This is a genomic window from Flavobacterium sp. (assembly GCF_044371705.1).
In the GTDB taxonomy this organism is placed as follows: Bacteria; Bacteroidota; Bacteroidia; order Flavobacteriales; family Flavobacteriaceae; genus Flavobacterium.
This window is the reverse complement of the sequence record NZ_JBILTE010000079.1, coordinates 1-11,829: the sequence shown is the minus strand read 5'-3', so window position 1 is coordinate 11,829 and position 11,829 is coordinate 1. Positions and strand designations below refer to the sequence as shown.

The window sequence follows — 11,829 nt, the reverse complement described above, 5'->3', positions numbered from 1 at the left end:
TCAGCCTGAATATTTTTTTGAGATAAATTAGTTTTTAGCTTTTCAATTAATTGATTTCTTTCCATTAAATTTGGGAATCTCTTCAATAAATAAACCAAACTCCAATGGCCATGAACCGACGAATGCCAATCAAAACAACCATAAAAGGCAGGATGCAATTGTTTCGGTGATTGAATTTCTGTGGAATCCAAAAGTAATTGGCCTAATTTGTTAGGATATTCCTGTTGCAGACATTTTAAAGGCAAACTGGCTAAATGATTGGCTTGAGCCAGTGTCAATTCTTGCGAAAAACAAGAACTGACAACAAACAAAAAAAGAATTTTAAAATAATGCATGTAGGATGGAATACTATTTTTTTACAAATTTGAAGTTTTGCAGATGATTATTGGCTTCTACAGTAAGAAAATAAATACCACTAGGTAAATCAGTAACTGAAATTGGCTCCAATGCTTTTGACCCAACAATTGATTGAATCAATACGCCATTTACTGTATAAAGTCGAACGGATTGCACCTCAAAATCCGTTACATTTTTTATCGTTAACTCAGTAGTAGCCGGATTTGGATAAATTGAAATTCCATCAAGTGTTTCAAAACTTACCGTAGATAAAGTTACCAAAGGATCCAGAAAATCAGCAGTGCCGTTTGCATTCAAATCGTCATCAAGTGGGTTTCCATTTCCGTTGTAATCTTCTAAAAAGGTAAGAACGCCATCACCATCATCGTCATTATCCAAATAGTTTGGAATCCCATCACCATCAGTATCCAAAATGGATTGAATGGACTGTGATTCTCCTCTGGCAAATACATATTCCAGATTAGTCAGTATCAAATCGCCATCATCATCATTATCTAAATAATTGGGGATACCATCAAAATCGGTATCATCATTTGCCAAATTCCCATCGGCATTCTCATCCTCTTCTGAAGTGGCAACTGTATCGTTGTCTACATCAATCGAACAATCAACCGCGGATAAGTTTACCATACGAATAACTCCATTAAAAGTTGCATAAAGTTGTTGACTATTCTGAGTGATGTTTTGATAGGTAGCACCTGCAAGTGCATTTACTCCGGTTGAAGCATCCGCCATCGTTTCATATAAAGTTACACCCGAAGGATTTGCTGGTGAAAAAGCTTGTTTGATTAAATTAAGATTAAAAGTGCCAAATCCGGCAGTACTTCCTTGGCAAAGCACATAGTTATAATTCACAAAATAACCGGAACGATAAAAACGCCATCCTTCGTGATAGGCACTCCAACTTCCGGTATTTCTTCCTGGGGCTGCAATAGCATTTGCTCCTGACAAATCAATTAAACCTGTAACCGCTCTTCCATTGTTCCATGTAAAACAAACTTGTTTGTCTACTAATTGTACCTCTATGTTATTGGATGTTTCATGAAGAATCATTTGAAAACTGCTCTTCACAGTTGCATTACAACCGAAATGTGAATTGTTGTGAAAAATTACCACAAATTTTCGATACGGTGCGGTACCATAAATCCCATAGGTAATAGTTCCTTGACCATCCGTGTTATTCAAATCATGGTAACAACCCAAAATTGAATTTTTAACCGGAAAATCAACATTGGGAATAGTTGAAGAAAAACTCCAAGGAGAAATAGTACTAGCTAAGTTAGTTCTAAAATCAATGTATCCATTGGTACAAACAATAATTTGATCATAGTTGGTGCCATAAAAATCAAAAGTAAAAGGCAGTGCAATTACACTTGAATTGTAATCATCACTCGTTCCTTGAACAGGTAACTGACCAGTAAATGTTTGAAAAGGAATCGGTGCTGCGGAATAATTGGCCTGAGAAAACCCACTAATTGCCGAAATGAAAAGAAATAAAGTGTAAATATTTTTCATAGTCTGTATATTTGTGCAAGTAAATGTAAACAAAAAAACAAACGTTTAACCCGCTCTTAAAAAAAATAATGTCCAGAAAAATAAAACTAATTTGGGATTTTAGAGGGCCAACAGCCGCAAAAACAGCCGAACATCATGAAATTCATTTAAAAGAATTCATCGTTATCGAAAAATTACCGCTTAACATTACGGGCTTTGAAGTTTACAGTGAATTTTACGCTATAGCTTTTATGGTGGTTACCGATGAAAACATGATTACAGTACGCGATGCACTAAAACCACACCGTGGCGAAATCTACCCCGACTAAACCTCACAACACGTAACCCGTAACTCGCAACCAACAAAACACTAATTTGCCACTTCACTAATAAACTTAATCCGCATTAAACGAAGTTCTTCAATGTCATAATCGCCATCAAATTCTTTCAAAGCGTCTTCAATTCTATCGGAATGTGAATCCATAAAATAGTCGTGTATTTCTTCTTGTTGGTCTTCATCCAAGATTTCATCAATCCAATAGTTGATATTCAATTTGGTACCTGAATAGACAATTATTTCCATTTCCTTTAACAAAGCATCCATCGTAAATCCTTTGGCTTTTGCAATGTCTTCCAGAGACAATTTTCGGTCAATATTTTGAATAATATATAATTTATTAGCAGAGTTCGCTCCTGTAGATTTTACAACTAAATCATCCGGGCGGATAATATCATTTTCTTCCACATATCTCGCAATTAATTCAACAAACGGCTTTCCGTATTTCTTAGCTTTACCTTCGCCTACTCCATGAACATTACTCAATTCATCAATAGAGATGGGATATTTCAACGCCATATCTTCCAAAGATGGGTCTTGAAAAACAACAAACGGTGGAACGCCTATCTTTTTGGCTTCTTTTTTACGCAAATCTTTCAACATTGCCATTAATACTTCATCGGCTGTTCCGGTTGCTTTGGAGGCTGTAATAATGGCTTCGTCTTCTTCTTCGCTGTACTCATGATCAGCGGTCATCATAAAAGAGGTCGGATTCTTAATAAAATTTGCACCATTAGGAGACAACTTTAATATTCCATAGGTCTCTATATCCTTTGTCAACAAACCATCTACTAAAACCTGACGAATTAAGGCCATCCAATAGCGTTCATCCTGATCTTTCCCGCATCCAAAAAAGGGTTGACTATCCGTTCTATGAGCTTTTATAACTGCGTTGATTTTACCCATTAAGGTAAAAACAATTTCTTTCGATTTATACAGATGTTTCGTATCACGAACTACCTGAAGCACTTTCACTACATTGTCTTTTGCTTCTGTTTTGGCTTTTGGACTGCGAACATTGTCGTCCATATCTGCACCTTCACCGGTTTCGCTGTCAAATTCTTCACCAAAATAATGGAGTAAAAATTTCCTACGTGACATTGATGTTTCGGCATAGGCAACTACTTCTTGCAATAGGGCAAAACCGATTTCTTGTTCTGCGACCGGTTTACCCGACATAAATTTTTCGAGTTTTTCAACATCTTTATAAGAGTAATAGGCCAAACAATGTCCTTCTCCTCCATCACGTCCGGCACGTCCGGTTTCTTGATAATAACTTTCTAGCGATTTAGGAATGTCATGGTGAATCACAAAACGAACATCCGGTTTGTCGATACCCATTCCAAAAGCGATGGTTGCAACTACTACATCTACATCCTCCATCAGGAACATATCTTGGTGCTTGGCTCTTGTCTTTGCATCTAAACCTGCATGATAGGCTACGGCACTGATACCGTTGACTTGCAATACTTGGGCAATTTCTTCCACTTTCTTGCGACTCAAGCAATAAATGATTCCCGACTTGCCTTTATGCTGTTTGATGAATTTGATGATATCTGACTCTACATTTTTGGTCTTCGGACGTACTTCATAATATAAATTAGGTCGATTAAACGATGCTTTGAAAGTATTGGCATCGGACATATCCAAATTTTTGAGAATGTCTTCTTGCACTTTTGGAGTGGCAGTGGCTGTAAGTCCGATTACCGGTACATTTCCCAGATGACCGATAATGGTTTTTAAATTTCGATACTCAGGTCTAAAATCATGACCCCATTCTGAAATACAATGGGCTTCATCGATCGCAATAAATGAAATAGGAACCGTTTTTAAAAAATCAACGTATTCCTCTTTTGCTAGGGATTCGGGTGCAACATACAATAATTTAGTAATACCTGAAACTATATCTTTTTTAACTTTTGTAATTTCCGTCTTCGTAAGTGAAGAATTTAACACGTGAGCAATACCATCTTCTGAAGAAACACTGCGAATTGCATCTACTTGATTTTTCATCAAAGCAATTAGAGGCGACACTACAATTGCTGTTCCTGGTTGCGTCAACGCGGGTAATTGGTAACACAATGACTTCCCACCACCTGTAGGCATAATCACAAAAGTATTCTCCCCTTTAAGAATGCTTGTAATCACTTGTTCTTGAAGTCCTTTAAACTGACCAAATCCGAAATACTTCTTTAATTCTTTATGAATATCAATTTCGTTGCCTTTCATTCTAATCTTTTGGGTATTTTAATTAAATTTGCAACCATAAATATACAACTTTCTTTTATTCATACAAATTTTATAATTATTCTATTTTGATAGCAAAAGAATCAATTTTATTACTTGCAAAAAAAACCATCAAATCTGAAAGTCAAGCTATTGCAAAATTGGCGGATTTATTAACCGATGATTTTGTAAAAACAGTCGAAATCATCTTTCAGTCAAAGGGTAGACTAGTTGTAACAGGAATTGGAAAGAGTGCCATAATCGCACAAAAAATTGTTGCCACTTTAAATTCAACGGGAACACCATCTTTGTTTTTACATGCTTCTGAAGCTATTCATGGCGATTTAGGGATGGTGCAACCGGACGATGTGGTGATTTGTATTTCAAAAAGTGGCAATAGTCCCGAAATTAAAGTGTTAGTACCAATCTTGAATAAGTTTGGCAATACATTAATTGCAATGACAGGAAATCTAACCTCCTTTTTAGCAAAAAATTCAAACTTTGTTTTAGACACAACAGTTGACACCGAAGCTTGTCCGAATAATTTAGCTCCCACAAATAGCACCACTGCCCAATTAGTAATGGGTGATTGTTTGGCCGTTTGTTTAATGGAAATAAGGGGCTTTAAAAGCGAAGATTTTGCCAAATACCATCCCGGCGGTGCATTAGGCAAAAAATTATTGCTTCGCGTAAAAGATATGTTAGACGAAACTAGAAAGCCAACTGTTGCTCGAAATGCAGACATTCGAAGTACCATCTTTGAAATTTCAGAAAAACGTTTAGGTGTGACAGCCGTAGAAGAAAATGATAAAATTATTGGTATCATTACCGATGGTGATATCCGACGCATGTTAAGCAAAACAGATTCTATTGCAGGCATTCAGGCAAAGGACATCATGACGGTGAATCCAAAAATGATTGCTTCTGATGCAATGGTGGCTGATGCCTTGAATATAATGGAAGATTTCTCGATTACTCAATTGATTGTTGCAGATGAAGGAACTTACAAAGGTGTGATCCATTTACACGATATTTTAAAAGAGGGAATAATCTAATGGCAGAAAAAGCTCCAAAAGAAATGTCTTTTCTTGACCATTTGGAAGAACTGCGATGGTTGCTAGTTCGAAGTACGATTGCTATTTTAGTACTCGCTTCGTTATCTTTTTTTATCAGTGACTTTATTTTCGAAAAAATATTATTCGGCCCCAAAGATCCTAACTTCATAACCTATCGCTTTTTTTGTTCTATATCACAAAGCTTTGGTTTAGAAGATGTAGAAATTTGTGATGCTAAAATGCCGTTCATCATCCAAAACACAAGTATGGGCGGACAAGTGTCGTTTTTAATATGGACTTGTATCACTGCCGGTTTTATCATTGGTTTTCCTTACATCTTGTGGGAAGTATGGAAATTCATTAGTCCAGCTCTTTATGCTAAAGAAAAAAAATATGCTGGTGCTTTTGTTATAGTATCCTCCCTGCTTTTTTTCTTGGGTGTTTTATTTGGCTATTTCATTATTACGCCACTTTCAGTTTACTTTTTCGGTTCATTTAATGCGAGTCCGGAAATTGTCAACGAATTCAATTTAGAATCCTACACCAGTATGATCAAAACATCTACCATTGCTTGTGGCTTATTATTTGAATTGCCAATCATCATTTATTTCCTAACGAAAATGGGACTCGTATCGGCAAGTTTTTTGAGAAAATACAGAAAATATGCGTTGGTTATAGTACTAATCGTCGCAGCAATCATCACACCTCCGGATGTTATCAGCCAGATAATCGTAACAATCCCTATCATGGCACTTTACGAAATCAGTATTTTAATCAGTGCTGTAGTGGGTAAAAAAGAATTAATGGAATCAACTTCTAAATAAAAAAACATGTCAGATATCGTACAAGAATTCAACGACTACCGTTCGAAAATGAATGAAAAATTATTAGCTGACAATAATAAAATTGTGAAGCGAATATTCAATTTAGACACCAATGCCTATGCCGAAGGAGCTTTGGATGTGAAAACCAAAGAGCTACTAGGTTTAGTTGCATCCACAGTATTGCGATGTGATGACTGCATCAAGTATCATTTAGAAACCAGTTTCAAAGAAGGTGTAACCAAAGAAGAAATGATGGAAACGATGGGAATTGCCACTTTGGTAGGCGGCACCATTGTGATTCCTCATTTGCGAAGAGCTTATGAATTTTGGGAAGCATTGGAAACCCAACAATAACACAAACTACTGTTAACGGTTTCCAACATAAAAGATTAATTTGTTTATTTGCAACTCAAAACCTTAGGTCCTCAGCACCTTAGAACCTTAGCACCTTAGAAAAATGAAATTAAGAGCCGAAAATATCGTTAAAACTTATAAAGGCAGAAGTGTTGTAAAAGGCGTATCTGTGGAAGTAAACCAAGGAGAAATTGTTGGGCTTTTAGGACCAAATGGTGCTGGAAAAACTACTTCTTTTTATATGATTGTTGGTTTAGTTAAACCTAACAGTGGCAAAATCTTTTTGGATAATTTAGAGATAACTGATTATCCTATGTACAAAAGAGCTCAAAACGGTATTGGCTATTTGGCTCAAGAGGCATCCGTATTTAGAAAACTAAGTATTGAAGACAATATCCTCAGTGTATTGCAATTGACAAAACTTTCCAAAAAAGAACAAGAAGCAAAAATGGAAAGTTTGATTGATGAATTCGGATTGCAACATATTCGCACCAACCGTGGCGATTTGCTTTCCGGTGGTGAAAGACGACGAACGGAGATTGCAAGAGCCTTGGCAACCGATCCAAAATTTATACTATTAGACGAACCTTTTGCAGGTGTTGACCCTGTTGCTGTGGAAGACATCCAAAGAATTGTTGCTCAATTAAAAAATAAAAATATCGGCATTCTGATTACCGATCACAATGTACAAGAAACATTGGCAATCACTGACAAAACCTATTTAATGTTTGAAGGCGGCATTTTAAAAGCAGGAATCCCTGAAGATTTAGCCAACGATGAAATGGTGCGGAAAGTCTATTTAGGTCAGAATTTTGAACTTCGCAAAAAGAAATTGGAGTTTTAAATTCGGTTATTTAGAATTCACTTGATAGTTCAACATTTTTGGTGTTCCGTTGTAAATATTTAAATCTACCGGACCTTCAATTCCCGGAATGGTTCCCTTTTCTGTAAATTGCCAAAACAACCAGTCATCTTTTATATTTTCTACAAAAAAATTGTAATTGGCAATCCAAAAAGGATACCCTTTAAAATCATCTTTTAAAAAATCCTTGTAATACCGTTCACCTGAATAGATAATAGGCTTGACTTTATAATGGTCCTCCACTTTTTTTAACCAACGTTTTAAACCCACTTTTAAACTGTCAACCGACTGTGTTTTGGGTAAATTTTCAATATCTAACACCGGCGGGAAATCTCCTTTTAGCAAATGAACTGTTTTAATAAAAAGTTCGGCTTGCTTAATTGAATTTTCATTGGGTCGATAATAATGATAGGCTCCACGAATCAAGCCGTTTGCCTTAGCCTGTTTCCAATTTGTGGCAAACTTTTTATCCACACGATTCTTCCCGGCGGTAGCTCGAATAAAAACAAAAGACAAAGCAAAGGTATCTTCTACTGTTTTTACCTGATCCCATTGAATAGTACCCTGATATTCTGAAACATCAAAACCGGCAACCTTTGGGTGATGACGTTTCAACACTTGAAAAATTCGTGCTTCTTCCACTTTTGAAGATTCAGCTTCTTTCAATTCATGTCGGGAGCGAAAGCTAAAGTAATAGGCCAATGCATCCCTGTAATGGTAGATAGTAATTGCAAAAAAGAGTACAACAATAAAACCAATGATTAATGGCACGAATTTTCTCTTGCTCGCGGTTTTGCGGGAAGGTTTTTTTTGAATGGGAGATTTACGTCGAATAGGTTTAGTAGCCATACAATCAGCTAAACCGTTATTCGGTTCATTTTATTGTGAATAACAGAAAGGAGCACATAAGTCAAAATCACTAGAGGAATTCCTGCAATATGAAAAAATACCAGCAATAAAATAGTCAGCACCAGAAATATCAATTGAATTTTATACTTGGCTACAGTAAAGTTTTTGATTTTTAGAGAAAAGAGTGGAATTTCAGCGTTTAATAAGTAAGCACTTAAAAAGGAAATACCGATCAACACATACGGATTCACCAAGGAACTTACGATAAAATCCGACGAAGAAGTTGCAATCACCAATGGTAAACTCAAAATTAACAATGCATTTGCGGGAGTAGGCAATCCTATAAAAGAATCTGTTTGACGTGTATCAATATTAAACTTCGCCAAGCGATAACAGGATCCTAAGGTGATGGCAAAACCTAAAAGCGGTAAAATATAATTCGAAGGAAAATAGGGCTCAGATGTAAAAAATCCAACTGCCTGATACTCAAAAATGAGTTGAAACATGACATATCCGGGCACTACACCACTGGTTACCATATCGGCTAACGAGTCCAATTGTAAACCAAGCGGACTCTGTACTTGAAATAATCGGGCAAAAAAACCGTCAAAAAAATCCAAAAAGATTCCTAAACAAACAAAGAAAAACACGTATTCATACTTATGTAAAGAAACAAAAAGCAAGGCAATACAACCTGAGAACAAGTTCAGTAAAGTAATAATATTCGGAATGTGACGCTTTATTTGCATAGTGTATGGTTTGAAACAAATTTAATACAATAAGTCAGCAATTAAAACGTTTTTGAATTGATATTTTTATCAGATATTTGCAAAAATTGAAATTGCTTTGAAAAAACCCCTTCTTGTCTTGCTATGGTTATGGACCTGTTCCTTCTATGGACAAGCGGTACGTAAATATTCCAATGAATTTATGAATATTGGAGTAGATGCTGCTGCGTTGGGAATGTCAAATGCAGTTACCGCTAGTACAAACGATGTTAACTCAGGTTATTGGAATCCGGCAGGTTTAGTTCATTTAGAAGACAGTCAGATGAGTTTGATGCACGCAAGCTACTTTGCCAACATCGCTCAATATGATTATGCTGCTTTTGCAATGCCTATAGACGACCGCAGTGCATGGGGAATTTCATTAATACGTTTTGGTGTAGATGATATCTTAGATACTACTCAATTAATTGACAGCGAAGGAAACATCGACTATAGTCGAATCAATCTTTTCTCAACAGCTGATTATGCAGCTACTTTCTCATATGCTCGGAGTCTGCAAGTTCCCGGTTGGCAATATGGCGTAAATGCCAAAGTAATCCGAAGAATTATTGGAGATTTTGCTAATTCATGGGGATTCGGTATCGATGTTGGATTACAATTCGAACGCAACAATTGGAAGTATGGTGTCATGGTTCGGGATATTACTTCAACTTACAATGTTTGGGTAATCAACGATGAAAAATACGAGGAAATTGCCAATGCAATTCCTGGGCAAAACCAAGAAAAACCGGAAACTTCAGAAATTACACTCCCAAAACTTCAAATGGGTTTGGCTCACAAGTGGATTATTCGTTATGATTATAGCTTGCTTGCTTCTGCTAATTTGAACATGCGTTTTGCACAAACCAATGACATCATTTCTACTAGTTCCGTAAGTATTGATCCGGCATTAGGTTTTGAATTTGGTTTTCTTGAACTAGCTTATCTTCGTGCCGGCGTTGGAAACTTTCAAAACGTGAGAGAAATTGACAATTCCGAACGCATTGGCTTCCAACCTAATATTGGATTGGGATTTAAATACAAAGGCATACAAGTGGATTATGCTTTGACAGATATTGGCGACCAAAGTGCTGCTTTGTATTCAAATATTTTTTCGTTGAAGATTGATTTGGGAATTTTTAGGTAGGTGCTGTAAGGTTCTAAGGCACTAAGGTACTGAGGTTTACTCGCGGATATCTTTCAAAGTTTAAGGCGGTTTAAGTTCTGTAATTACCTGATTTTCAATTTAAAGTAGATGGCCTTCTCATCTGAGTCCACCTCTCCTAGCAATCCACGTAATCTGCGAATTTGCGGTCAAAAACTTATTGCACTTTACTTCCTCAATCGTTCAAAAAACCTTCCTATCTTAGCAAAAAAACCCGCACAGCGAATTCATTCAGTAATTTAAAACTTATATGACATATATGGTTCATTTTACAAAAAGACTGTTTATTTTTCTATTTCTTATCTTTTCTTGTGTTCATTCACTATTCGCTCAAGGGATTAGACTTTCTGACCAAGCTAAAGTATCAGTAATTACCTGTGGAAGTGGCGACCAATTATATTCCATTTTTGGTCATACCGGACTTCGAATTTCTGACCCGGTTCATCAACTGGATGTTGTTTTTAACTATGGAACATTTGATTTTGCAACACCCAATTTTTACGGAAAATTTGTCAAAGGTGATTTGGATTACTATGTTTCTACAAGTTCGTTTCAACAATTCCTATACGAATACCAATCAGACAATCGTGATGTATTTGAACAAGAGCTTAACCTCAATCCTGCTCAAAAGCAACAACTTTTTGAAGCTTTAAATAAAAATCTATATACCGAAGAACGCTCATACCGTTACAAATTCATTGATAAGAACTGCACGACCATGGTGATGGATAAAGTAAATGACGTATTAAAAGGCACAAAAATAACCAAAAACAAACCTTATCAACCCAGTTACCGTGCGGTTATCAACCCCTTCTTAGAATCTCTTTATTACGAAAAGTTGGGCATTAACATCATTTTTGGAAAGCGTCCGGATGCTGAAGCAGAGCAATTGTTTCTTCCAAATGAGTTAATGGCTAGTTTGTCAAAACTACAAGTGGAGGGAAAACCTTTGGTTACGGTCACACATACCCATTTTTTACAAGACAAAAATCTACTGAAAAGAGTATGGTGGAACACAAGTTATACGCTTTTGTTTGCACTTTTACTTATTTTAGGTGCCAACAACCGTTTCGTTTATCTCACTTATTTTGCTCTTGCGGGTTTACTGGGGATATTTCTAATTGCAGTGGGACTTTATTCGTTGCATCGCGAAGTTTTATGGAATTACAATGCACTTCTTTTTAATCCGCTTTATCTTCCTTTGGTTATTTCTATCCTTAGAAAAAATTCAAAACAAGTAGTTTTTTTCATCAAATTAAATACTGTATTGCTTTTGATTTATACTTTATACTTGGCGTTTCAATCCTATTTCACAGTCCTATTGCCTTTTATTGTAACAAATGGTTTCATCTTGTTTCGTCTGTATCGTTGGGAGAAAAAATCTATTAAATAAAACCGTCTATTTAAAACTACTGACCTCTGTAGAATATAACTGTACTGATTGTTTTGATGACTATATTAATATCAAGAAAAATACTTCGATGCTTGATGTAATACAAATCATATTGTAGTTTAATCAAACTATCTTGGATTGAATCT

13 protein-coding genes are annotated in these 11,829 nt (G+C 36.0%); 7 read left to right on the top strand and 6 right to left on the bottom strand.

What is annotated here, in order from left to right; translation table 11 throughout:
• A partial coding sequence (locus ACIQ2S_RS07125) for a DUF2891 family protein (protein ID WP_396174398.1) occupies positions 1-311 on the bottom strand: 311 nt, incomplete at its 3' end.
• 37 nt (positions 312-348) lie between these two features.
• Positions 349-1,872 (bottom strand): T9SS type A sorting domain-containing protein, encoded by a 1,524-nt coding sequence (locus tag ACIQ2S_RS07120; RefSeq protein ID WP_396174396.1) that lies wholly within the window; start codon positions 1,870-1,872, stop codon positions 349-351.
• Positions 1,873-1,940: 68 nt separating this feature from the next.
• Here ACIQ2S_RS07120 and ACIQ2S_RS07115 point away from each other — a divergent pair, with 68 nt between their 5' ends.
• Positions 1,941-2,180 carry a hypothetical protein gene (locus ACIQ2S_RS07115; protein ID WP_396174394.1) on the top strand — a complete coding sequence of 80 codons (240 nt, stop codon included), beginning with the start codon at positions 1,941-1,943 and terminating at the stop codon, positions 2,178-2,180.
• A 41-nt stretch (positions 2,181-2,221) separates the two neighbouring features.
• Here the strand turns inward: ACIQ2S_RS07115 and recQ are convergent, their stop codons facing one another.
• The gene (recQ, locus tag ACIQ2S_RS07110) at positions 2,222-4,417 is read right to left on the bottom strand and encodes a DNA helicase RecQ (RefSeq protein WP_396174392.1); all 2,196 of its coding nucleotides are present in this window, start codon (positions 4,415-4,417) and stop codon (positions 2,222-2,224) included.
• Between the two features lie 86 nt (positions 4,418-4,503).
• Between recQ and ACIQ2S_RS07105 the strand changes: the two genes are divergently transcribed.
• From ACIQ2S_RS07105 to lptB, 4 genes are all read left to right on the top strand, one after another.
• A complete protein-coding gene (locus tag ACIQ2S_RS07105; protein WP_396174389.1) occupies positions 4,504-5,469 on the top strand; it encodes an SIS domain-containing protein in 966 nt (321 codons plus the stop codon).
• A complete protein-coding gene (tatC, locus tag ACIQ2S_RS07100; protein ID WP_396174386.1) occupies positions 5,469-6,293 on the top strand; it encodes a twin-arginine translocase subunit TatC in 825 nt (274 codons plus the stop codon). The genes ACIQ2S_RS07105 and tatC overlap by 1 nt, the downstream gene beginning before the upstream one ends.
• Before the next feature lie 6 nt (positions 6,294-6,299).
• Positions 6,300-6,647: a carboxymuconolactone decarboxylase family protein gene (locus ACIQ2S_RS07095; protein WP_396174384.1), complete on the top strand. Its 348-nt coding sequence runs from the start codon at positions 6,300-6,302 to the stop codon at positions 6,645-6,647.
• 103 nt (positions 6,648-6,750) lie between these two features.
• Positions 6,751-7,491, top strand: coding sequence for an LPS export ABC transporter ATP-binding protein (gene lptB, locus ACIQ2S_RS07090; protein ID WP_396174381.1), 741 nt, complete (start codon positions 6,751-6,753; stop codon positions 7,489-7,491).
• 6 nt (positions 7,492-7,497) lie between these two features.
• On the opposite strand, the gene ACIQ2S_RS07085 is transcribed toward lptB, so the two are convergent.
• Both ACIQ2S_RS07085 and ACIQ2S_RS07080 read right to left on the bottom strand, forming a co-directional pair.
• Complete coding sequence (locus ACIQ2S_RS07085; RefSeq protein WP_396174379.1) at positions 7,498-8,358, bottom strand: glycoside hydrolase family 25 protein; 861 nt, start codon at positions 8,356-8,358, stop codon at positions 7,498-7,500.
• Positions 8,359-8,366: 8 nt separating this feature from the next.
• Positions 8,367-9,107 (bottom strand): CDP-alcohol phosphatidyltransferase family protein, encoded by a 741-nt coding sequence (locus ACIQ2S_RS07080; RefSeq protein ID WP_396174377.1) that lies wholly within the window; start codon positions 9,105-9,107, stop codon positions 8,367-8,369.
• A 181-nt stretch (positions 9,108-9,288) separates the two neighbouring features.
• Between ACIQ2S_RS07080 and ACIQ2S_RS07075 the strand changes: the two genes are divergently transcribed.
• Positions 9,289-10,272, top strand: coding sequence for a PorV/PorQ family protein (locus ACIQ2S_RS07075; RefSeq protein ID WP_396174403.1), 984 nt, complete (start codon positions 9,289-9,291; stop codon positions 10,270-10,272).
• Positions 10,273-10,549: 277 nt separating this feature from the next.
• Positions 10,550-11,683 carry a DUF4105 domain-containing protein gene (locus ACIQ2S_RS07070; protein WP_396174375.1) on the top strand — a complete coding sequence of 378 codons (1,134 nt, stop codon included), beginning with the start codon at positions 10,550-10,552 and terminating at the stop codon, positions 11,681-11,683.
• A gap of 16 nt (positions 11,684-11,699) precedes the next feature.
• On the opposite strand, the gene ACIQ2S_RS07065 is transcribed toward ACIQ2S_RS07070, so the two are convergent.
• A partial coding sequence (locus tag ACIQ2S_RS07065; protein WP_396174401.1) for a sugar transferase occupies positions 11,700-11,829 on the bottom strand: 130 nt, incomplete at its 5' end.

Bases quoted from the DNA above. Each gene is read 5' to 3' on its own strand.
- tatC (WP_396174386.1), top strand. From the start codon at position 5,469: ATGGCAGAAAAAGCTCCAAAAGAAATGTCTTTTCTTGACCATTTGGAA.
- ACIQ2S_RS07080 (WP_396174377.1), bottom strand. From the start codon at position 9,107: ATGCAAATAAAGCGTCACATTCCGAATATTATTACTTTACTGAACTTG.
- ACIQ2S_RS07085 (WP_396174379.1), bottom strand. From the start codon at position 8,358: ATGGCTACTAAACCTATTCGACGTAAATCTCCCATTCAAAAAAAACCT.
- lptB (WP_396174381.1), top strand. From the start codon at position 6,751: ATGAAATTAAGAGCCGAAAATATCGTTAAAACTTATAAAGGCAGAAGT.
- recQ (WP_396174392.1), bottom strand. From the start codon at position 4,417: ATGAAAGGCAACGAAATTGATATTCATAAAGAATTAAAGAAGTATTTC.
- ACIQ2S_RS07070 (WP_396174375.1), top strand. From the start codon at position 10,550: ATGGTTCATTTTACAAAAAGACTGTTTATTTTTCTATTTCTTATCTTT.
- ACIQ2S_RS07120 (WP_396174396.1), bottom strand. From the start codon at position 1,872: ATGAAAAATATTTACACTTTATTTCTTTTCATTTCGGCAATTAGTGGG.
- ACIQ2S_RS07095 (WP_396174384.1), top strand. From the start codon at position 6,300: ATGTCAGATATCGTACAAGAATTCAACGACTACCGTTCGAAAATGAAT.
- ACIQ2S_RS07115 (WP_396174394.1), top strand. From the start codon at position 1,941: ATGTCCAGAAAAATAAAACTAATTTGGGATTTTAGAGGGCCAACAGCC.
- ACIQ2S_RS07075 (WP_396174403.1), top strand. From the start codon at position 9,289: ATGAATATTGGAGTAGATGCTGCTGCGTTGGGAATGTCAAATGCAGTT.